20 protein-coding genes are annotated in these 22,673 nt (G+C 54.2%); 15 read left to right on the plus strand and 5 right to left on the minus strand.

Going from position 1 to position 22,673, the window contains the following annotated elements; genetic code table 11:
• Nucleotides 1–8 precede the first annotated feature (8 nt).
• The 6 genes from sapA to IB212_RS12325 all read left to right on the plus strand — a co-directional run bounded on the left by sapA (nt 9) and on the right by IB212_RS12325 (nt 6,364).
• Entirely contained in the window at nt 9–1,649 is a 1,641-nt protein-coding gene (gene sapA, locus IB212_RS12300; RefSeq protein ID WP_041909672.1) for an ABC transporter substrate-binding protein SapA, read from the plus strand.
• Nucleotides 1,646–2,611 carry a putrescine export ABC transporter permease SapB gene (gene sapB, locus IB212_RS12305; RefSeq protein ID WP_041909670.1) on the plus strand — a complete coding sequence of 322 codons (966 nt, stop codon included), beginning with the start codon at nt 1,646–1,648 and terminating at the stop codon, nt 2,609–2,611. Before sapA ends, sapB begins: the two co-directional genes overlap by 4 nt.
• The gene (gene sapC / locus IB212_RS12310) at nt 2,598–3,488 is read left to right on the plus strand and encodes a putrescine export ABC transporter permease SapC (RefSeq protein ID WP_028013383.1); all 891 of its coding nucleotides are present in this window, start codon (nt 2,598–2,600) and stop codon (nt 3,486–3,488) included. Before sapB ends, sapC begins: the two co-directional genes overlap by 14 nt.
• Nucleotides 3,488–4,480 (plus strand): putrescine export ABC transporter ATP-binding protein SapD, encoded by a 993-nt coding sequence (gene sapD, locus IB212_RS12315; protein ID WP_188245578.1) that lies wholly within the window; start codon nt 3,488–3,490, stop codon nt 4,478–4,480. The genes sapC and sapD overlap by 1 nt, the downstream gene beginning before the upstream one ends.
• Before the next feature lies 1 nt (nt 4,481).
• Nucleotides 4,482–5,288, plus strand: a complete 807-nt coding sequence (gene sapF / locus IB212_RS12320) for a putrescine export ABC transporter ATP-binding protein SapF (RefSeq protein WP_041909668.1) — start codon at nt 4,482–4,484, stop codon at nt 5,286–5,288.
• 161 nt (nt 5,289–5,449) lie between these two features.
• Nucleotides 5,450–6,364, plus strand: a complete 915-nt coding sequence (locus IB212_RS12325; protein WP_041909666.1) for an ATP-grasp fold amidoligase family protein — start codon at nt 5,450–5,452, stop codon at nt 6,362–6,364.
• Between the two features lie 14 nt (nt 6,365–6,378).
• On the opposite strand, the gene IB212_RS12330 is transcribed toward IB212_RS12325, so the two are convergent.
• Both IB212_RS12330 and IB212_RS12335 read right to left on the minus strand, forming a co-directional pair.
• Nucleotides 6,379–7,443, minus strand: a complete 1,065-nt coding sequence (locus IB212_RS12330) for an ATP-binding protein (protein ID WP_041909664.1) — start codon at nt 7,441–7,443, stop codon at nt 6,379–6,381.
• On the minus strand, nt 7,440–8,144 hold the full coding sequence (locus IB212_RS12335) for a response regulator (protein WP_041909662.1): 705 nt from the start codon (nt 8,142–8,144) through the stop codon (nt 7,440–7,442). The genes IB212_RS12330 and IB212_RS12335 overlap by 4 nt, the downstream gene beginning before the upstream one ends.
• Nucleotides 8,145–8,415: 271 nt before the next feature.
• On the opposite strand from IB212_RS12335, the gene IB212_RS12340 reads away from it, so the two are divergent.
• The 9 genes from IB212_RS12340 to osmB all read left to right on the plus strand — a co-directional run bounded on the left by IB212_RS12340 (nt 8,416) and on the right by osmB (nt 20,146).
• A complete protein-coding gene (locus IB212_RS12340) occupies nt 8,416–8,802 on the plus strand; it encodes a transporter (protein ID WP_223239570.1) in 387 nt (128 codons plus the stop codon).
• Between the two features lie 136 nt (nt 8,803–8,938).
• Nucleotides 8,939–12,034, plus strand: a complete 3,096-nt coding sequence (locus IB212_RS12345) for a multidrug efflux RND transporter permease subunit (protein ID WP_041909658.1) — start codon at nt 8,939–8,941, stop codon at nt 12,032–12,034.
• A 270-nt stretch (nt 12,035–12,304) separates the two neighbouring features.
• Entirely contained in the window at nt 12,305–13,093 is a 789-nt protein-coding gene (gene fabI, locus IB212_RS12350; protein WP_003856831.1) for an enoyl-ACP reductase FabI, read from the plus strand.
• A gap of 154 nt (nt 13,094–13,247) precedes the next feature.
• Complete coding sequence (locus IB212_RS12355; RefSeq protein WP_041909656.1) at nt 13,248–14,234, plus strand: oxidoreductase; 987 nt, start codon at nt 13,248–13,250, stop codon at nt 14,232–14,234.
• An 88-nt stretch (nt 14,235–14,322) separates the two neighbouring features.
• Nucleotides 14,323–16,257, plus strand: a complete 1,935-nt coding sequence (locus IB212_RS12360) for an exoribonuclease II (RefSeq protein WP_041909654.1) — start codon at nt 14,323–14,325, stop codon at nt 16,255–16,257.
• Nucleotides 16,258–16,577: 320 nt separating this feature from the next.
• Nucleotides 16,578–18,569, plus strand: a complete 1,992-nt coding sequence (gene pdeR / locus IB212_RS12365) for a cyclic di-GMP phosphodiesterase (protein WP_188245576.1) — start codon at nt 16,578–16,580, stop codon at nt 18,567–18,569.
• A gap of 118 nt (nt 18,570–18,687) precedes the next feature.
• Nucleotides 18,688–18,870: a hypothetical protein gene (locus tag IB212_RS12370; protein WP_041909652.1), complete on the plus strand. Its 183-nt coding sequence runs from the start codon at nt 18,688–18,690 to the stop codon at nt 18,868–18,870.
• A 43-nt stretch (nt 18,871–18,913) separates the two neighbouring features.
• On the plus strand, nt 18,914–19,666 hold the full coding sequence (locus tag IB212_RS12375; RefSeq protein WP_041909650.1) for a DNA-binding transcriptional regulator YciT: 753 nt from the start codon (nt 18,914–18,916) through the stop codon (nt 19,664–19,666).
• Between the two features lie 261 nt (nt 19,667–19,927).
• Nucleotides 19,928–20,146, plus strand: coding sequence for an osmotically-inducible lipoprotein OsmB (osmB, locus tag IB212_RS12380; RefSeq protein ID WP_008501216.1), 219 nt, complete (start codon nt 19,928–19,930; stop codon nt 20,144–20,146).
• 104 nt (nt 20,147–20,250) lie between these two features.
• Here osmB and yciH read toward each other — a convergent pair whose 3' ends face one another.
• From yciH to lapB, 3 genes are all read right to left on the minus strand, one after another.
• Nucleotides 20,251–20,577 carry a stress response translation initiation inhibitor YciH gene (yciH, locus tag IB212_RS12385; RefSeq protein WP_041909648.1) on the minus strand — a complete coding sequence of 109 codons (327 nt, stop codon included), beginning with the start codon at nt 20,575–20,577 and terminating at the stop codon, nt 20,251–20,253.
• The gene (gene pyrF / locus IB212_RS12390; RefSeq protein ID WP_041909647.1) at nt 20,574–21,314 is read right to left on the minus strand and encodes an orotidine-5'-phosphate decarboxylase; all 741 of its coding nucleotides are present in this window, start codon (nt 21,312–21,314) and stop codon (nt 20,574–20,576) included. The genes yciH and pyrF overlap by 4 nt, the downstream gene beginning before the upstream one ends.
• Nucleotides 21,315–21,499: 185 nt before the next feature.
• Complete coding sequence (gene lapB / locus IB212_RS12395; RefSeq protein WP_188245575.1) at nt 21,500–22,669, minus strand: lipopolysaccharide assembly protein LapB; 1,170 nt, start codon at nt 22,667–22,669, stop codon at nt 21,500–21,502.
• Between the last annotated feature and the right edge of the window lie 4 nt (nt 22,670–22,673).

The raw sequence follows: 22,673 nt of genomic DNA on the forward strand, positions 1-22,673 counted from the left end.
TAAAAATTATGCGTCTGGTTTTATCGTCCTTTTTTGCACTCGGTCTGTTCAGCGGCCTGGCGTTTGCTGCGCCCGGGCAGTTAACGCAGCCTGACATTCGTGACAGCGGCTTCGTCTATTGTGTAAGTGGCCAGGTGGACACCTTCAACCCGCAAAAAGCGGGCAGCGGCCTGATTGTGGATACGCTCGCCGCGCAGCTTTACGACCGTCTGCTTGATGTCGACCCGTACACCTATCGCCTGGTGCCTGAACTTGCGGAAAGCTGGGAAGTCCTGGATAACGGTGCAACCTACCGTTTTCACCTGCGCGATGATGTCGCGTTTCAGCGTACGCCGTGGTTTACCCCTACGCGCAAGCTGAACGCGGATGACGTGGTCTTCACCTTCCAGCGTATCTTTAACCGTAACCACCCGTGGCATAACGTTAATGGGGATAATTTCCCCTATTTCGACAGCCTGCAGTTTGCCGACACCGTTAAAAGCGTGCGCAAGCTGGACAGCCGGACGGTTGAATTTACGCTGACGCGCCCGGATGCCTCCTTCCTCTGGCACCTGGCGACCCACTATGCGTCCGTTATGTCCGCCGAATACGCGGCGAAGCTGACGAAAAAAGATCGTCAGGAGCTGCTCGACCGCCAGCCGGTCGGTACCGGTCCATTCCAGTTGGCCGAATACCGCGCGGGGCAATATATTCGCCTGCAGCGCCACGAACATTTCTGGCGCGGTACGCCGCTGATGCCGCAGGTGGTGGTCGATCTCGGGTCTGGCGGAACGGGACGGCTCTCGAAACTGCTCACCGGGGAATGCGACGTGCTCGCCTGGCCCGCTGCCAGCCAGCTCACCATTTTGCGCGACGATCCGCGTCTGCGTCTGACGTTACGCCCGGGGATGAACATCGCTTATCTGGCCTTTAACACCGATAAGCCGCCGCTGAACAACCCTGCCGTACGTCACGCTCTGGCGCTGGCGATCAACAACCAGCGTCTGATGCAGTCGATCTACTACGGCACGGCGGAAACCGCCGCCTCAATTTTACCGCGCGCCTCGTGGGCCTACGACGGTGAGGCTAAAATTACGGAATACAATCCGGCAAAAGCGCGTGAACAACTGAAAGCGCTGGGCGCGGAAAACCTGACGCTCCAGCTTTGGGTGCCCACAAGCTCCCAGGCGTGGAACCCGAGCCCGCTGAAAACTGCTGAACTGCTGCAGGCGGATATGGCGCAGGTGGGCGTCAAGGTGATCATCGTACCGGTTGAGGGCCGTTTCCAGGAGGCGCGCCTGATGGATATGAATCACGACCTCACCCTGACAGGCTGGGCTACCGACAGTAACGATCCGGACAGCTTCTTCCGGCCGCTGCTGAGCTGTGCTGCGATAAATTCGCAGACCAACTACGCCCACTGGTGTAACCGGGAATTCGACGCCGTGCTGCAAAAAGCGCTCTCTTCCCAACAGCTGGCCTCGCGCATTGACGCTTACGATGAAGCGCAAAAGATACTCGCTCAGGAACTGCCGGTGCTTCCGCTGGCCTCTTCCCTGCGCCTTCAGGCCTACCGCTATGATATTAAAGGCCTTGTGCTGAGTCCGTTCGGCAACGCCTCGTTCGCCGGCGTATCGCGTGAAAAAGAACAAGAGGTGAAAAAACCATGATTATTTTTACCTTGCGTCGGCTCCTTTTACTGCTGGTGACGCTCTTTTTCCTGAACTTTGTCGGCTTCAGCCTGAGCTATTTCACGCCGCATGCCCCGCTACAGGGCTCATCGTTGTGGGATGCCTGGCTGTTCTGGTTTAACGGTCTGCTGCACTGGGATTTCGGCGTGTCGAGCATCAACGGGCAGCTTATCTCCGAGCAGCTGAAGGAGGTGTTCCCGGCCACGATGGAGCTGTGCATTCTGGCCTTCGGCTTTGCCCTGATGGTAGGTATTCCCGTGGGCATGCTGGCCGGGATCTACCGCAACAAATGGCAGGATAAGTTTATCAGCGCCCTTGCCCTGCTCGGCTTCTCTATCCCGGTATTCTGGCTGGCGCTGCTGCTGACGCTGTTCTTCTCGCTGACGATGGGCTGGCTACCGGTCTCTGGCCGTTTTGACCTGCTCTATACGGTTAAAACGGTAACGGGTTTTGCCATCATTGACGCCTGGCTGTCCGATTCCGTCTGGCGCCATGAGATGATCGTCAGCGCCCTGCGTCATATGGTACTGCCGGTGCTGACGCTGGCGGTTGCGCCGACAACCGAGGTGATCCGCCTGATGCGCCTGAGCACCATCGAGGTGTTTGAGCAGAACTATGTCAAAGCTGCCGCCACGCGCGGATTGTCGCGCCTGACCATACTGCGCCGCAACGTCCTGCACAACGCTCTGCCGCCGGTAATTCCGCGCCTGGGGCTGCAGTTTTCCACCATGCTTACGCTGGCCATGATCACCGAGATGGTCTTTAGCTGGCCCGGGCTGGGACGCTGGCTGATTAACGCCATCCGTCAGCAGGATTATGCTGCTATCTCAGCGGGTGTGATGGTGATTGGTTCGCTGGTCATTATTGTTAACGTGTTGTCCGATATTTTGGGTGCGATGGCTAACCCATTGAAGCATAAGGAATGGTATGCCTTACGATAACGTTTACAGTGAAAAGCGCACGCCCGGTGCGCTGCGTACCGTGTGGCGTAAGTTCTATGGTGACACCACGGCAATGATCGGCCTTTATGGCTGCGCCGGTCTGGTATTGCTTTGCCTCTTTGGTTCGTGGTTTGCGCCTTATGGCATTGATCAGCAGTTCCTTGGCTATCAGCTGCTACCGCCTTCCTGGTCACGCTACGGCGAAGTCTCATTCTTCCTCGGCACTGACGATCTCGGACGCGACGTATTGAGCCGTCTGTTAAGCGGGGCTGCCCCGACGGTGGGCGGCGCGTTTGTCGTGACGCTCGCGGCGACGCTCTGTGGACTGGCGCTCGGTATTTTCGCGGGCTCCACGCATGGCCTGCGCTCGGCGGTGCTGAACCACATTCTGGACACGCTGCTGTCGATTCCGTCCCTGCTGCTGGCAATCATTGTGGTTGCCTTTGCCGGTCCGCATCTGTCGCATGCCATGTTCGCCGTCTGGCTGGCTATCCTCCCCCGCATCGTGCGCTCGGTTTACAGCATGGTGCATGACGAGCTGGAAAAAGAGTATGTCGTTGCGGCCCGTCTGGACGGCGCGACGACCTTCAATATTCTGTGGTTTGCCGTTCTGCCAAACATCGCCGCCGGGCTGGTCACCGAGATCACCCGTGCGCTGTCGATGGCGATTCTGGACATCGCTGCGCTCGGGTTCCTCGACCTCGGTGCGCAGCTGCCGTCCCCTGAATGGGGTGCGATGCTCGGTGACGCGCTGGAATTGATCTACGTGGCGCCGTGGACGGTTATGCTGCCGGGGGCGGCGATTATGGTAAGCGTGTTGCTGATCAACCTGCTGGGCGATGGTATTCGCCGTGCAATTAACGCGGGGGTGCAATAATGCCGCTTCTTGATATTCGCAACCTCACCATTGAATTCAAAACCGGTGAAGGCTGGGTTAAAGCCGTCGATCGCATCAGCATTACTCTCGCCGAGGGCGAGATTCGCGGGCTGGTGGGTGAATCTGGTTCGGGAAAAAGCCTGATCGCCAAAGCGATCTGCGGCGTGGCGAAAGACAACTGGCGCGTGACCGCCGACCGCATGCGGTTCGACGATATAGACCTGCTGCGCCTCTCTCCGCGCGAGCGTCGCAAGCTGGTCGGCCATAACGTCTCGATGATTTTCCAGGAACCACAGTCCTGCCTCGATCCGTCCGAACGCGTAGGCAAACAGCTGATGCAGAACATTCCCGGCTGGACCTATAAAGGCCGCTGGTGGCAGCGTTTCGGCTGGCGCAAGCGCCGCGCCATTGAGCTATTACACCGCGTCGGGATCAAAGACCATAAAGACGCGATGCGCAGCTTCCCGTATGAGCTGACCGACGGTGAATGCCAGAAGGTGATGATTGCCATCGCCCTGGCTAATCAGCCGCGTTTGCTGATTGCGGATGAACCCACCAACGCGATGGAGCCGACCACCCAGGCACAAATTTTCCGCCTGCTGTCGCGCCTGAACCAGAACAATAACACCACCATTTTGCTGATCAGCCATGACCTGCAAATGCTCAGCAAATGGGCGGATAAAATTGACGTGATGTACTGCGGGCAAACGGTCGAAACTGCCCCGAGTCAGGAGCTGATCGCCGCGCCGCACCATCCATATACGCAGGCGCTTATCCGCGCCATTCCTGATTTTGGCAGCGCCATGCCGCACAAGAGCCGTCTGAATACCCTGCCCGGAGCGATTCCGCTGCTGGAATCGTTGCCGATAGGCTGTCGTCTGGGGCCGCGTTGTCCGTATGCTCAGCGTAAATGTATCGAAACGCCGCGCCTGACCGGCGCCAAAAATCATCTTTACGCCTGTCATTTCCCGCTGAACATGGAGAGAGAGTGAAATGGTCGAAACCTTGCTGGAAGTCCGCAATCTGACTAAGACCTTTCGCTATCGCACGGGGCTGTTTCATCGTCAGACTGTCGAAGCGGTTAAACCGCTGAGTTTTACCCTGCGTGAAAAACAGACGCTGGCGATCATCGGCGAAAACGGCTCCGGTAAATCCACGCTGGCGAAAATGCTTGCCGGCATGGTCGAGCCCACTGCTGGAGAAGTGTTGATTGACGATCATCCTCTGCAGTTTGGCGATTACTCTTTCCGCAGCCAGCGCATCCGCATGATCTTCCAGGATCCGTCTACCTCGCTTAATCCACGCCAGCGCATTTCGCAGATCCTTGATTTCCCTCTGCGTCTGAATACCGAACTGGAGCCAGAGGCGCGCCGCAAGCGTATCTTCGAAACGCTGCGTATGGTTGGGCTGTTACCGGATCACGAAAGCTACTACCCGCATATGCTGGCCCCCGGTCAGAAACAGCGTCTGGGTCTGGCCCGCGCGTTGATTCTGCGCCCGAAAGTGATCGTTGCAGACGAAGCGCTTGCCTCGCTGGATATGTCTATGCGCTCGCAGCTGATTAACCTGATGCTCGAATTACAGGAAAAGCAGGGTATCTCCTACATCTACGTTACCCAGCACCTGGGGATGATGAAGCACATCAGCGATCAGGTAATGGTCATGCACCAGGGGGAAGTCGTCGAGCGCGGCAGCACGGCGGATGTGATGGCCTCCCCGCTTCATGAGCTGACGAAAAGGCTGATTGCCGGGCATTTCGGTGAAGCATTGACCGCCGATGCGTGGAGAAAAGACCGTTAAGCGCGGCGGTAAACACGGATTGCTCCGCTCAAATAAGGATTAAATAGCCTGCGTGCGCTATTTAATCCTTTTATTTTTTGTCTCCATCCCTGCTCCATATTTTAAGCAATATCCATCAATAGTTCTTCTCCAGAATACCGGGACATTACGGAGGAGAAGAAATGAACACCACCACATATGTTCTAAAATATACGGAGTATCTCATCAGAAAATGCCGTTCATATTTCATGACGGACCTCAATTTTCATACTGCAAAACTCAAAAAGACATCAGGCATAACCCCTGACATTAAATCACCCACTACGTTGAGTGAAAAAATATGTCATCGCCTGGTCTATGACCATAATAATCTCTACACAATGCTTGCCGATAAACTCGCCGTCCGCGAATACGTTGCGTCCAGAACAACGCGAGTAAAAGCGGTGCCTTTGATTGGGGTATACCGCAGGTTTTCGCATATCGATTTTTCAACACTGCCCGATCAATTCGTCCTTAAGTGCAATCATGACAGTGGAAGCACAATAATCTGTACAAATAAAGACCAGTTCAATTACCGACAGGCCCGTAAAAAGCTCACTCTCGCATTAAAGAAGAATTTGTATTACACCACGCGCGAGTGGCAGTACAAAAATATTACACCCGTTATACTGTGTGAGCCCTATGTCGATCTTTTCAATAATGCGGACAGGAACAGCACGCCGGAAATGCTGAGAATTCACTGTTTTCACGGGGTCGCACACTATGTTGAGGCCGATTTTACGGATGACCTCGGCAGAGAGTTTATCAACGTTTACGACCGACACTGGAATTTACAGCCCTTCCAGATGGAATATCCTAATACGCCGGTTGCGCCCGGCGAGCCGAAATTGTTCCGTGAGGCTCTGCTGGCCGCTCAGGAGCTGGCGAAGGGTCTTGACTACTGCCGCGTTGACCTCATGTTGAAAAGCGATGAAATTTACTTCAGTGAAATAACCTTAAGCCCAAAACGGGGCAAACTGCGAATTACCCCTCTGGAATGGGATACAAAGTTAGGCGATATATGGCAGTTGCCGCTATCGGCGGGCAGGCCAGGCTGACCTGCCGCCAGGACTCAGGCATCGGGCCAGGTCAGTTTGAACAGGGAGTGGTTTTGCTTCGATAAGGTATACGTTACATCGCCACCATGAGCCAGCATGATGGCTTTTACCACCGATAACCCTAAACCACATCCTTCGGGATTAACATCTCTGGCACCTTTATCCCGCTGGAAAGGTTGAAATAAGAAATCATGAAATTCCCTGGGGATGCCCGGCCCGCCATCCTCAATAAGGATATAATTGCCTTTATCAGAGACGCCATTTTTTACGATGAGTTTCCGCGAAGTTGAATAATGTAATGCGTTGTCAAACAGAACGGCCAGACACTGATTGATGCGCAACGGATCGAACACGCATCGCTGTTCCCTCAACGCTGTTTTAATCACAAACTGATTGTGCTTGAACTCGGGCATGAAAATATCAAGCGCATCCTGGATTGTGCCTTTGAGGTCCGTTCTGGATTTATACAGCGTATAACCCGCCCCGCCGTCAGAGCTGATCACCCGAAGATCTTCAATCAAACGGGTTAACCCCTCAGTCTGCTTGAGAAGATTATTAAAAAGCAGCGGATCCGGCTCAAAAACGCCGTCAACCAGCCCCTGAAGCCGCCCGCGTAAAATCGTGACCGGGGTTCTCAGCTCATGGGCAATGGCGGCGTTCCAGGATTTCCTCTGAATATCCAGCGTCTGGAGTTTTTCCGCCATTTCATTGAAATCCGTGACCAGATGATTGACCTCTCCCAGACGGGAGCTGGCGCAATAAGCACGGGCATCCAGCTGGCCCTGAGAAATTTTTCTCAGGCTGGACGCTACCGCGTTTAACGGGGTGAGTATTCGTGAAGAAAGTTTTATCGTTAAAAATATCGCGATTATCAGACTGATTGTTGTCGCGGTCCCGATCCACACCCAGTCCCACATCGTCATTTGCTCGTCATCGCCCTCAACGGCACCGCCGGGGAGGTGATCGAGAATAAAAGAGTAAAAAAACCAGGAGCCCAGTACCGCAATGGCAATGATCATAAACGTCAGCAGCAGCATATACGTTAAGATCTGCCGACTCAGGACAGAATCTCTGTTCATTTTTTCTCCCCGAGTCGATAGCCCATCCCCCTGATGCTCTCAGGAACGCCATAAAGGCCTGCAAGCTCCAGCTTTTTACGCAGCTTGCTCATATGGCTGTCTACCGTTCTGTCGAGCGTATCGCCTTCCGGCAGACACGCGTTAAGTAACTCTTCCCGGGAACAGACCTTTCGCGGGTATCTCACCAGGTAAGTAAGAAGTTTAAATTCCGTCGTCGTTAATACTGGGGAGACTACCTCTTCGCCCACGGTGACCTCAACGTAGAAATCGTCCGGGTAGACCGTAATAAAAGGCGTCCTGAGAGGCACGGCACCCGCCTGCTGGAGAGCGGGTCTGGTTCTGCGCAGCACGGCTTCAACTCGCGCGACCACTTCAGAAGGATTGAATGGTTTGATGACGTAATCGTCCGCGCCAAGCCTGAGCCCCATCAGCTTATCCACGTCCTGATCGAGTGCGGACACCATAATGACGGGCACAGAACTTTCCTGACGGAGCGTCGTGAGTACGCTCCAGCCATCGCATACGGGCAGATGGATATCCAGCAAGATAAGATCGGGTTTATGGAGCCGATTAAGCGCTATCGCCTGCTCGCCCTGCCGGGCTCTCAGCGTTTTCATCCCAGAACGCTCTAAGTATCTCATCAGTATATCGGCAATTTCGTTTTCATCTTCAACAACAAGGATTAGAGTATTTTTGTTCATTTTATCTCCGCGGGTGAAATCCCTTTGAGCACGCTATCAGATATCTTTAGCACAATAAGACACAGACTCCGGGAAAAAGTGCCGTGGCCGCGAAAATTTCCTGGATTAATTTAAGTGCCCGGCAATTTCTCCATACAGCCTACACATTCAGTCAATAAAGACTCGACAATGTCAGCCCACAATAGTTATTCGGAGTTAAACCGTCTTTCGTTTAACGTGGTAAATACCCCTGTCGCTTAATGGCTTTCTGAATTTGGCTGAGATAATGAACATGGAACTTTCGAAATACTTCTCTCCTAAAAAAATCGGCATATTTTCTCTCTTCCTGCTGCTATCGTGGGGATTACTTTATACCTGGCTGGTATTGATGCATAAAATGGATGAGAAAGTCGCCGCAACGCTACTCTCTTCCCCCATGATCTATGGCTGCATTGCCTTGTCGGTTGTCTCTCTGATAATACAAAACAAAGCAGGCGCGTTCACTGAATTACTTCTCATCGCCTTCTGGCTAATGGTGATTTTTGTTTATCTCATTATTACGTTCACTGTGCTGCTGAACGCTATGCCAGATTTTAACGATTTGGTGTTTTACTATGAGTGTTATTTAATTCTCTTTTTTGGCGGTTCACCGTTGTACCTCATCGTGAGAATGATTTAAACAACCGTGTTGTTTCGCTCCACACTCTCTCCATAAACCGCCCATGTCCGCTAAACAGGCGAGTTGTAGACTCTCCATCACACCATCTTGAACAAAATAACTCACTGAAAGAGTCACGTATCTGGAAGTTAAATTAATGCCTCATTTCTTTATTGAACGTCCCATTTTCGCCTGGGTCGTGGCGCTTTTTATCGTCCTGGCGGGCGCATTGTCTATCCCCCGGCTGCCGGTTGCGCAGTATCCGGCGGTGGCACCGCCTGGGATTATTATTTCTGTCACCTACCCGGGTGCCAGCCCCGATATTATGAATACGTCGGTGGTGTCGTTACTTGAGCGCGAAATATCTGGCGTCGATAATTTGCTTTACTTCGAATCATCCAGTGACACAACCGGTTCTGCGTCTATTACCGTGACGTTTAAGCCCGGCACGGACATCAAGCTGGCGCAGATGGACCTTCAGAACCAGATTAAAATTGTGGAGCCGCGTTTGCCACAGGCGGTCAGGCAAAATGGCATCAACGTCGAGGCGGCCAATTCCGGTTTTTTAATGATGGTGGGGCTGAAGTCCACAACCGGTAAATTTGAGGAAGCCGATTTAAGCGATTACTTTGCCCGGCATGTCAGCGACGAGCTTCGCCGCGTACCTGGAGTAGGGAAAATTCAGCTGTTTGGTGGCGAAAAAGCGCTGCGCATCTGGCTGGACCCGATGAAGCTTCATAGCTACGGACTTTCGGTGAGCGATGTGCTTACCGCCGTTGGCCAGCAAAATGCCCTGGTTTCGCCCGGCAAAACGGGAGATGAACCCGCATCTGAAGGGCAAGGCGTAACCTATCCGATCACCGTGAAGGGGCAACTCACTTCCGTAGAGGCTTTCAGGAATATTACTCTGAAATCAGAGGCATCCGGCGCAAGGCTGAAGCTGTCCGACGTCGCGCGCATTGAGTCCGGCCTGCAAAGCTACGCTTTCGGTATCCGCGAAAATGGCGTTCCCGCAACGGCTGCGGCAGTCCAGCTATCCCCTGGCGCCAATGCGATGAGCACGGCTGCAGGCGTACGCGCACGCATCGACGAACTTTCTCAGGTGTTGCCGGAAGGAATGACGTTTACGGTTCCCTTCGATACCGCGCCTTTTGTGAAGCTCTCCATCATGAAGGTGGTGCAGACATTTGTGGAAGCGATGGTTCTGGTCTTCCTCGTAATGCTGCTGTTTCTGCATAAGATACGCTGTACGCTTATCCCGGCGATTGTTGCCCCCGTCGCACTGCTTGGCACCTTCACGGTGATGCTATTGAGTGGATACTCCATCAATATTCTGACCATGTTCGGCATGGTTCTGGCGATAGGGATTATCGTAGATGACGCTATTGTGGTCGTGGAGAACGTCGAGCGCCTGATGGAAGAAAAACAACTCTCTCCGCGCGACGCGACCCGGGAGGCCATGAATGAAATCACGCCGGCAATTATCGGGATCACGCTGGTGCTTACCGCCGTCTTTATTCCCATGGGTTTCGCCGAAGGATCCGTCGGGATTATTTATCGACAATTTTGTATTTCCATGGCGGTCTCCATACTGTTGTCGGCATTTCTTGCCCTCACGCTTACCCCCGCGCTATGCGCTACGCTACTTAAGCCTCACAGCGCAGCAAAGCACATTGGTGGCAGGTTCGCGGCAGGGTTTAACGCCCGCTTTCATACCCTCACGACGTGGTACGAATCCGGGCTGGGCGCCGTGCTGAGACGCACCGGGCGTATGCTACTGTTGTACGTCGCGCTATGTGCTGCGCTATGTTTGGGGCTTTCTTCGCTGCCCTCGTCCTTTCTTCCGGATGAAGATCAGGGCTATTTTATGTCCTCAATTCAGCTGCCTTCCGATGCCACAATGCAGCGCACCCTGAGAGTGGTTAAAAAATTTGAAGAGGAAATTGCGGCCCGGCCGGATATTGAAAGCAACATTATGATTCTGGGATTTGGGTTTTCAGGCTCGGGACCGAATTCGGCCATGGCCTTCACCACGCTGAAGGACTGGAAAGATCGGCAGGGTACGACCGCACAGAATGAAGCCGACCATATACAGGCCAGCATGGCTAACGTCTCTGATGCCGTCACGATGAGCCTTCTCCCGCCGGCCATTTCGGATATGGGCACCTCCTCGGGCTTCACCTGGTACGTGCAGGACAGGGCGGGACTGGGCTACGAGGCGTTAAAGAGAGCGGCCGATGCGCTGGTTATGAAAGCTAATCAACGTCCTGAACTGAGTGACGTGTATATAGACGGTCTGCCGGAAGGAACAAGCCTGGCCCTTCAGATTGACCGGGAAAAAGCGGAAGCGCTGGGCGTCTCATTTGATGAAATCAACCAGACGCTCTCGGTCACCATGGGGTCGAACTACGTTAATGACTACACGAACAAGGGCCGTGTTCAGCAGGTCATTATTCAGGCCGACGCCCCTTACCGCATGCAGCCTGAGCAGATCCTGAAATTATCGGTAAAAAACCGTATGGGGCAGATGGTGCCAGTATCTACGTTTGCGACGCTTTCCTGGAACGTTGCGCCGCAGCAGTTGACGCGTTATCAGGGATATTCTGCTATCCGCATTACCGGCAGTGCGGCCCCGGGCAAATCCAGCGGCACTGCAATGAAGGCCATGGAGACGTTGTCACGGGATTTACCGCAGGGGATGGCCGGCGAGTGGTCCGGGAGCTCATTGCAGGAGAGAAAATCCGAATCTCAGCTCCCGGGTCTGATCGTTCTGTCGATACTGGTCGTGTTCATGGTGCTCGCCGCCCTGTATGAGAGCTGGTCAATTCCCTTTGCGGTCATGCTGGTCGTTCCCCTGGGGCTTATCGGTGCGGTGGTTGCCGTCTCCGTTGCGGGAATGACGAATGATGTTTTCTTTAAGGTCGGTCTTATCACCCTGATAGGCCTGTCCGCCAAGAACGCCATTCTGATTGTCGAGTTTGCAAGGCAGCTCCACCGGGAAGGACAACCCCTGCTGGCGGCCACAATACAGGCCGCAATCCAGCGTCTGCGTCCTATTCTGATGACATCGTTAGCCTTTACGTTAGGCGTGGTGCCATTAATGCTGGCGCGTGGCGCGAGTGACAGCACGCAGCACGCTATCGGCACCGGGGTGTTTGGCGGCATGATCAGCGGCACGCTTCTCGCGATCTTTTTCGTCCCGGTATTCTTTATTGTCGTTGCGCGTTTCGTTGAAAACGCCAGGAAAGTGTGAATACCGCTGATGGATCGCGGAACCTTGCTGGTTGGATGAGGCGAAGCTGCTGCCGGGTGATATACTGGACGAATGCTGAAATTTTGAGCCCCCGCCAGCCCGCGCCTCACCTTTTGGGGCATTCCTCTTCGGAGATCGACGAGAAATATCGTGACACAAGGGGCCGTGAGTGGGCTATAATTTCGAGCTAATTTCGAATGATTTTGAAATACTGCCTGTAACGCTATGAATTACAAGGCAAAATAAGCAATGAATATAAGGATTAAAGCTATGGGTTTTCTTTCCGGTAAGCGCATTCTGGTGACTGGCGTTGCCAGCAAACTGTCCATCGCATACGGCATCGCACAGGCAATGCATCGCGAAGGCGCTGAGCTGGCGTTCACCTACCAGAACGACAAGCTGAAAGGCCGTGTTGAAGAGTTTGCCGCGCAGCTGGGTTCCAGCATTGTTCTGGAATGTGACGTTGCACAAGACGAAAGCATCGACGGCATGTTTGCTGAACTGGCAAAAGCATGGCCGAAATTCGACGGTTTCGTTCACTCCATCGGCTTCGCTCCTGGCGACCAGCTGGACGGCGACTACGTGAACGCGGTAACCCGTGATGGCTTTAAAATCGCGCACGACATCAGCTCCTACAGCTTCGTTGCAATGGCGAAATCTTGCCGCGCAATGCTGAACCCGGGCGCAGCGCTGCTGACCCTGTCCTACCTGGGCGCAGAGCGTGCTATCCCTAACTACAACGTTATGGGCCTGGCGAAAGCATCTCTGGAAGCCAACGTCCGCTACATGGCGAACGCAATGGGTCCAGAAGGCGTGCGCGTTAACGCCATCTCTGCTGGCCCTATCCGCACCCTGGCGGCGTCCGGCATCAAAGATTTCCGTAAAATGCTGGCACACTGCGAAGCGGTTACCCCGATTCGTCGTACCGTTACCATTGAAGATGTGGGTAACTCTGCTGCATTCCTGTGCTCTGACCTTTCCGCAGGTATCTCCGGCGAAGTGGTTCACGTTGACGGCGGCTTCAACATCGCTGCAATGAACGAGCTGGAAATTAAATAAGCTGTGGCTCTCTTCCCGCACGGGAAGAGAGCTTTCCCCCTCCGCACTCCTCTTCGTTATTCCGTTCTGCTATTTGTTATCACCTAACAATATTTTTCCCTTTATCTGCCTTACGCCAGGATATTGATCGCCATTTTGAGATCAAGGAACGCCCATGGAACAACGCCGTTTTTCCGGCAAAGGCCACTGGTATCACGAAACCCAGTCTAACCACGCGCAGCCGGATGTGCTGCCCCTGGTGCCCGAAGCCGCTAACGTCGACGATCGTTTTTTGCTCGATTTAGCCCTGCCAGATGAGATTGTCGCCGCCTGTACCGGCTGGCTTGCTCCTGCCAGATCCTTATGTCACCAGCTGTTCCCGCTCTCACTTCCCGTAAACCGCCTGCGAACGCTTAGCGCCTACGATCGGTTAAGTACCGCGCTGACGGTGGCGCAGGCCTGCGGCGTTCAGCGGCTGTGCAACCACTACGCCGCCCTCCTCGCCCCGCTGCCGGGCCCTGACTCCTCCCGCGAAAGTAACCGACGGCTGGCGGAAATCACGCAGTACGCCCGCCAGCTCGCCAGCTCACCTGACGTCATTGATGATAAGGCGCGAAACCAGCTTGATGAGGTAGGTCTGTCTATCTATGACGTTGTGGTGATTAACCAGATAATCGGCTTTATCGGTTTTCAGGCGCGCGTGGTCGCCGTCTTTCAGGCGCTGCTCGGCCATCCCGTCCGCTGGCTGCCGGGCCATCATATCCAGCCGCACACCCTGCCAACGTCCTCCGACGCGTGGATCTCGCTTCTGCCAGTGGTCGAGCTTCGCTATGCCAGTGCGCATCAGCTTGAGTCCCTCTCCCGCTGGCAGGCAGAGCCCACGCTTGAGGCGCTGACGCCGGTCCTGTGCCATGAACCGACCTTGCTCGACCTGATGGGGGAGATCCTGATAAACAGCCGGGAAACGATTTCGCTGCCTCCTCCGGCGCTTTCGGCAGCAGCCGAATTGCTGACACGCTCGCCGGACCGCTTCAGCGCCGCACAATTTACCCCGCTCACGGAAGAAGGACTTACTGCCGTTCAGGCGATCAACCTGCTCAGCCAATGCGCGCTGGAGGGCTGGATCAATCGACTAAAAGTCGCGTCCGGCAAAGCGGAATAACCACACTCTTTCCCCAAAGAGCGCTTGCTGTAGCAGTGAGAATCGCGTAAAACTGTCAGCCGCTCAATGGCTACGAAAATAGAACATTATGTTTCAGGACAACCCGCTGCTAGCGCAGCTTAAACAGCAACTGCATTCCCAGACGCCGCGTGCAGAAGGGGTCGTGAAAGCCACGGAAAAGGGCTTTGGCTTCCTTGAAGTTGACGCGCAGAAAAGCTACTTCATTCCGCCACCGCAGATGAAGAAAGTGATGCATGGCGATCGCGTCATGGCCGTCATCCATACCGAGAAGGAACGTGAATCCGCCGAGCCGGAAGAACTGATCGAGCCGTTCCTGACTCGCTTTGTGGGCAAAGTGCAGAGAAAGGACGATCGTCTTTCTGTCGTGCCGGATCACCCCCTGCTGAAAGATGCCATTCCCTGCCGCGCCGCCCGCGGCGTTGAGCATGATTTTAAAGAAGGTGACTGGGCCGTGGCAGAAATGCGCCGTCATCCTCTGAAAGGCGACCGCGGTTTCTATGCTGAACTGACCCAGTTCATCACCTTTGGCGACGACCATTTCGTCCCGTGGTGGGTCACGCTGGCGCGCCATAATCTTGAAAAAGAAGCGCCGAACGGCGTGGCAACTGAGATGCAGGACGAAGGCCTGGCGCGCCGCGATCTTACCGCGCTGGAGTTTGTCACCATCGACAGCGCCAGCACAGAAGATATGGACGATGCGCTCTACGCTGAAGAGAGCGCCGATGGCAAACTTCATTTGACCGTCGCCATTGCCGATCCAACCGCCTGGATTGTGGAAGGCAGCAAGCTGGACGAAACGGCGAAAATCCGCGCGTTCACCAACTACCTGCCGGGCTTTAACATCCCGATGCTGCCGCGCGAACTGTCTGACGACCTCTGCTCGCTGCGCCCAAATGAGGTGCGCCCGGTTCTCGCCTGCCGCATGACCATTGCCGCAGATGGCACGATTGAAGACGATATCGAATTCTTTGCCGCCACCATCGAATCCAAAGCCAAGCTGGCCTATGACAATGTCTCCGACTGGCTGGAAAACACCGGCAGCTGGAAACCTGAATCAGATGCTATCGCAGCACAGATTCGTCTGCTGCACCGCATCTGCCTGAACCGCAGCGAGTGGCGTAAGACTCACGCCCTGGTCTTCAAGGATCGTCCGGATTATCGTTTTGTTCTCGGTGAAAAAGGCGAAGTGCTGGATATCGTGGCCGAGCCGCGACGCATTGCTAACCGCATCGTCGAAGAAGCGATGATTTCCGCCAACATCTGTGCCGCGCGCGTACTGCGCGACAGGCTGGGCTTCGGTATTTACAACGTTCATACCGGATTCGATCCGGCCAATACCGAAGCGCTCGCGGCCCTGCTGAAGAATCACGATGTGCATGTTGATCCGGAAGAAGTGCTGACACTGCCGGGCTTCTGCAAGCTTCGCCGCGAGCTGGACGCTCAGCCGTCTGGTTTCCTGGATAGCCGTATTCGCCGCTTCCAGTCCTTCGCGGAAATCAGCACCGAGCCAGGCCCGCACTTTGGCCTCGGTCTGGAAGCCTACGCCACCTGGACCTCCCCGATCCGTAAGTATGGCGATATGGTTAACCACCGCCTGCTGAAAGCGATTATTAAGGGCGAAACCATTGCCCGTCCTCAGGACGACACGACCCTACAGATGGCCGAGCGTCGCCGTCTGAACCGCATGGCGGAACGTGACGTTGGAGACTGGCTATACGCGCGCTTCCTGCAGGATAAAGCCGGTACCGATACCCGCTTCGCGGCAGAAATTATTGATATCAGCCGCGGGGGAATGCGCGTACGTCTGGTGGATAACGGTGCGGTCGCCTTTATCCCTGCCCCGTTCCTGCACGCCGTTCGTGACGAACTGGTCTGCAGTCAGGAAAGCGGCACCGTGCAAATTAAAGGCGAGACGGTTTACAAAGTCACTGACGTGATTGATGTAACTATCGCTGAAGTTCGCATGGAAACCCGCAGTATTATTGCGCGCCCTGTCGCCTGATAACCTGCTCAATTGTCGGTCATTTCCGTTCAGAAAGGCCGACAATTTTCTCCCTGTCTTTCCCCCCGCAAAAGCATCATTTTTCTTACTTTTTCCGCCCCAGCCCGCCCAAAATAGCCATAATTATCTACAGTTAAAGAGTGCTGCACTGTTCGGGCATGTGGGTTTTATACGCTCAGCATTTTTATCTGCCTGATGCGTTTTATTATAAAAAAGCTGCGAAAAACAATGCCTTCACTGCGGCTTTGCCGCTATTTTCAACGGAAAAGTCGACGACTAATGAATAATTTGTTCGCTAATGCGTCGCGGCGGGAGAAATCATGATCGACGAACTTGAGCAAAATTTGCTGTTTCGTTACATGGGTACTCACAGCCCGTGGTGGCGATTGTCGGCTGACAGCAACGCTCTGCACCTTGCCACCAGCGAAAATGCTGACGTGACTCAGGAGATCGTACTGGATGATGAACAGGCCGCACAGATCCGTCAGCTAACGGTGATGACCACCAGCATTTCCCTGAACCTCTCTCTTTACGGCGAGCAAGTTCCCGTCCATCTTGTCGGACGCAAAATCACCCGAAACGAGTGGGCCGGAACGGCTTCCGCCTGGAACGATACGCCCTCCGTGGCACGCGATCTGGCTCAGGGACTCTCCTTTGCGGAACAGGTTGTTTCTGAAGCGAATTCCGTCATTGTCATTCTCGATCAAAACGGCAATATTCAGCGCTTTAACCGCCTGAGCGAAGAGTATACCGGTCTGAAAGAACATGAAGTCATTGGTCAAAACGTGTTTGAACTGTTCATGAGCCGCAGCGAAGCGGCAGCCTCGAAGCGCAACATTGCGGGTTTCTTTCGCAACGGCAGCTCCTACGAAGTCGAACGCTGGATTAAAACGCGAAAAGGGCAACGCTTGTTTCTGTTCAGAAATAAATTCGTTCACAGCGGCAGCGGTAAAAATGAAATTTTCCTTATCTGCTCCGGGACCGACATTACCGAAGAACGGCGGGCACAGGAGCGCCTGCGCGTGCTGGCCAATACCGATACCATCACCGGCCTGCCCAACCGCAATGCGATCCATGAGCTGATTTCAGACGCCATCAATAGCCGCGGCGACACGCAGGTTGGCGTGGTGTACCTCGACCTCGATAACTTCAAAAAGGTTAACGATGCCTACGGGCATATGTTCGGCGATCAGCTCCTGCAGGCGGTTGCACTTGCCCTTCTGAGTTGTCTGGATGAGGGGCAGGTTTTAGCGCGGCTCGGCGGCGATGAGTTTATCGTTATGGCCACCAATACCTCTCAGGGCTCGCTGGAAGCGATGGCGTCGCGTATTCTGACCCGCCTGCGCCAGCCGTTCAGAATCGGTCTCATTGAGGTTTACACCGGTTGCTCCCTGGGGATCGCCCTCGCGCCGCAGCATGGGAACGATCGGGAAAGCGTGATTCGCAATGCCGACATCGCCATGTACACCGCCAAGGAGAATGGCCGTGGCAAATTCTGCGTCTTCTCCCCCGAGATGAACCAGCGCGTGTTTGAGTACCTGTGGCTGGACACCAACCTGCGTAAAGCGCTGGATAACGATCAGCTCCTGATCCACTACCAGCCGAAAATGACCTGGCGCGGCGAAGTCAGAAGCCTTGAAGCGCTGGTCCGCTGGCAGTCGCCCGAGCGCGGGCTGATCCCCCCTCTGGAATTTATCTCTTATGCCGAGGAGTCCGGTTTGATTGTGCCGCTGGGTCGCTGGGTGATGCTTGATGTGGTTCGCCAGGTGGCAAAATGGCGTGACAAGGGAATTAACCTGCGCGTGGCCGTGAACGTCTCTGCACGTCAGTTGGCCGACCAGACGATTTTCAGCGAGCTAAAGCAGGCGCTTAAGGATCTGCATTTTGAGTACTGCCCTATCGACGTTGAGTTAACCGAAAGCTGTCTTATCGAAAACGAAGAGCTGGCGCTCTCGGTGATCCAGCAATTCAGTCGGCTCGGGGCACAAATTCATCTGGACGATTTCGGTACCGGCTACTCCTCCCTTTCCCAGCTGGCGCGTTTTCCTATTGATGCCATTAAACTCGATCAGGCTTTTGTCAGAGATATTCACAAGCACTCTGTCTCCCAGTCTCTGGTACGCGCCATTGTCGCAGTGGCGCAGGCGTTAAACCTGCAGGTGATTGCCGAAGGGGTGGAGAACGCAAAAGAAGATGCCTTTCTGACCAAAAACGGCGTCAACGAACGGCAGGGTTTTCTTTTCGCTAAGCCGATGCCCGCTGCCGCATTCGAGCGCTGGCTAAAACGATATCAAGCGCGACAACAACGTTAACGTCATACAGAGGTTCACTTTCGTATAGGTAATTTCGTTATGGCGTTTTTTCCCTTCTCTTTTGAACCTATTTTCTGCATCATTGAAATTATTAACTTTTCGCTCCTGGGGAGAGATGATGTCTACTATTGATCCACAAGCTGTAGCACAACGTATTGATACCGTGCTGGATATCCTGGTGGCGGGTGATTATCACTCTGCGATCCGTAATCTCGAGATCCTGAAGTCTGAACTTCTCGCTCAGGATGGCGCTGACAATGCCCCCGAAAACCGACAGCCTAAAGCGCCGTGGGAAGTCTAATCCCACTGTCTCAGACCTCGTTTCGCTTTATTAATTGGATGCTATGAATTCCCGACAACAACTCATTTTGCAGATGGTCATCGATCAGGGGCGCGTAAGCGTCGTTGAGCTGGCTAAAACCACCGGCGTTTCAGAAGTGACCATCCGTCAGGATCTTAATCTGCTGGAAAAACAGAGCTACCTGCGCCGTGCGCATGGCTATGCCGTGCCGCTGGACAGCGACGACGTTGAGACGCGCATGATGAATAACTACGCGCTTAAACGAGAACTGGCAGAATTTGCCGCATCGCTGGTAAACCCTGGCGAGACGGTCTTTATTGAAAACGGCAGCAGCAACGCTCTTCTGGCACGTACGCTTGCCGAACAAAAAGACGTTACCATCATCACCGTCAGCAGCTATATCGCCCATTTGCTCAAAGAGACGCGCTGTGAGGTGATTTTGCTGGGCGGCATTTACCAGAAAAAAAGTGAGAGCATGGTAGGCCCGCTAACCCGGCAGTATGTCCAGCAGGTTCATTTCAGTAAGGCGTTTATCGGTATTGACGGCTGGCAGCCGGAGACAGGCTTCACCGGCCGGGATATGATGCGATCTGACGTTGTGAATGCCGTTCTGGAAAAAGAGTGTGAAGCCATTGTGCTCACCGACAGCTCTAAATTTGGTGCCGTCCATCCTTACACCATGGGTCCAGCCTCACGCTTTAGCCGCGTAATTACCGACGAAAGGTTAAGCGACGAACATCGTAATAAACTGGAAGATGACGGTCTCATTGTCGATATTATTAAAACGCCCGCCTGAGTCCATTTGCGCCCGTATTCCGGGCGCATAGGCCCCCTTCGTCTGAGAGGATTCCTATCCATCCTTTAAGAGTTTTTACCTGTTTAACCTGCCGTAAAGTCGTAAAATTAATGTTAGCGATATAACAGGAAGTGACTATCACCTGCGTGATTACGTAACGCCTGCGCGACCAGCTTTCACGGAAAAAAGAATTGAGTATTCATTTTGACTATACTTAATGTGTACATCTTTCCGTGAATCGATAATTCAGGAGAAAGTATTATGACCTTAACCAGCAAAAAATTAGCCGCCGCTGTTCTGGCAATCACTGTAGCAATGTCCCTGAGCGCGTGCTCTAACTGGTCTAAACGTGACCGTAACACCGCAATTGGCGCCGGTGCTGGTGCGCTCGGTGGTGCAGTATTAACGGATGGTAGTACGCTGGGTACATTAGGCGGCGCTGCTGTCGGTGGTATTATCGGTCACCAGGTTGGCAAATAATTATTCTATCAGCCTTCCCGTTAAGGCGATTTAGCATCGCATTTCAGGTCTGACTAACGCACGTATATAACACGAGCCACGGCATTTGCCGTGGCTTATTTATTTTAGCCGCCTGCCAGTTTAACTTTCATGCCTTTGGCTTCAAGGAGCGATTTAATTAAATCGCGTTTATCACCCTGAATTTCGATAATGCCGTCCTTCACGGAGCCGCCGCAGCCACATTTTTTCTTCAACTCTGCTGCCAGCTTGTTCAGCTCCGCATCATCCAGATCAATCCCGGAGATCAGGCAGACCCCCTTTCCTTTTCGCCCGCTGGTCTGACGCTGGATACGAACAATACCGTCACCTTTCGGACGTTCTGCTTTCGTTTTCGGTTCGTCTATGCGCCCGCTTTCCGTCGAGTAGACCAGCCGACTGTTGGAATCAGTCATTGCGCCCCCTTTTTCAGTGATGCGTTGATAGCCTTAAGCGTCTCTGCCGGGTTCGCAGACTGCGTCACCGGCCGGCCGATAACCATGTAGTCAACGCCTGCTGCCAACGCTTGCTCAGGCGTCATAATGCGTCGCTGATCGCCCACGTCGCTGCCAGCAGGACGAATGCCTGGCGTGACCAGTTTAAAATCTTTGCCCAACTCTGACTTAAAGCGTACCGCTTCCTGCGCGGAGCAAACGACGCCATCGAGACCACAGCTCTGCGTCAGACGCGCGAGACGTTCGGCGTGCCCGGCAGGTGACAACGTCACGCCAAGTTCGCGCAAGTCGCTGTCATCCATGCTGGTCAGCACGGTAACCGCAATCAGTAATGGCGCATCGTTGCCGAACGGTAGGAGTGCTTCGCGAGCGGCTGTCATCATTCTCGCCCCGCCCGACGCGTGGACGTTGACCATCCATACACCCAGTTCCGCAGCGGCGGCAACCGCGTGCGCCGTGGTGTTCGGGATATCATGGAATTTGAGATCGAGGAAAACGTCAAAGCCGCGCTGTTGCAGATCGCGAACGATTTGCGGTCCAAACAGCGTGAACATCTCTTTGCCGACCTTCAGGCGGCAATCGCGAGGGTCAATGCCGTCGACAAAGGCCAGCGCTGCGTCACGCTTATTGTAATCAAGCGCAACAACAACAGGAGAATCCGTAATAACGCGGGAAGTGGAGGAAGTAACAGACGTCATGACCAGCCCTTTTCGTCTATGGGCGCGCAGCGGCGCGGAACAGATAAACGGCCTGCATTCTACCTGCCGTCGCCGCAAATTGACAGAATCCATTTATGCCCCTGCCAGGCCAGCAAGCCGCACGGTGTTGAGAAAGCGGTAAAAGCCATCAGTATGTTGTAACTAAAATGAAGGCTTTTAAAAAATTACTGCCCATCCAGGCCGCGAATTGGCTTGATAGTGGACCAGGCCCGGCAGGATGGGCAGTGCCAGTAGAGCGTATACGCGGTAAAACCACACTTCTGACAACGGTAGCGCGGTTTGCTGCGCACCTGCTCGCCAACCATGTCGCGCAGCACCATCAGACTCTCTTTCGCGCGCCCTTCTTCCGCATCGTTCAGATGGTAGTCCATCAGCTTGTGGAATACGCGCATCGTGGGATGACGCTGCAGCTGACGGGTAATATAAACTTGTGCGGTGTCGCTCCCCTCATACTGCTCAACCACGTCAGAGAGCATCAGCTCAGCGGTCGCGCCGGTATTCTCTTCCACGCAACGGCGCAGAAATGCCACCCACTCTTCCTGCTTGTCCAGCTGCTGATAGCAGGTTTGCAGCATTTCAAGCGTTTCGCTGACCAGCTCTTTGTCCTGGTCAATCACCCGCATCAGGCTTTCAACGGCTTTAGCGTAGTCGCCGCAGGCCATAAAAACGCGCCCCATCATGATAGAGATACGCGCGCTATTGCGGTCTGCGGCGGCGCCTTTCTTGAGCAACGCCATGGCTTTATCCATGTCGTCGTTGCCCATCTGCTGAAGGGCAAGCTCGCAGTAGAAATGCGCAATTTCAACGCGCTGCTTGTCTTTGCCCAGCTTCACCAGACGCTCGGCCGTATCAATGGCTTTCTGCCAGTCGCTGGTGGCCTGGTAAATCTGCAGTAACTGCTGCAACGCGCCGATACGGAAATCCGTTTCATCCACCAGCTGTGTGAACATATCTTCAGCGCGATCGTACAACCCCGCGGCCATATAGTCTCGGCCCAGTTGTTGTACCGCCAGGAGACGTTGTTCGTAGGTCAGGGAGGCGCTTTCCATCAAGGTCTGGTGGATACGGATAGCGCGGTCAACCTCGCCGCGCGAGCGGAACAGGTTACCGAGAGTGAGGTGGGCTTCGACGGTCCCCGTATCCTCTTTCAGCATATCGAGGAACAGGTCTACCGCTTTGTCCTGCTGATTGCTCAGGAGGAAGTTCACCCCCGCAACGTAGTCGCGGGAGAGTCGGTTAGCCTCATCCTGTTTCGTTTGTTGCGCACTTCTGCGGCCCATATACCAGCCATAGGCTGCGGCTACAGGCAAAAGCAGAAACAACAACTCCAGCATAGTC

It is taken from the genome of Enterobacter sp. E12 (genome assembly GCF_014596715.2).
Taxonomy (GTDB): Bacteria; Pseudomonadota; Gammaproteobacteria; order Enterobacterales; family Enterobacteriaceae; genus Enterobacter; species Enterobacter bugandensis.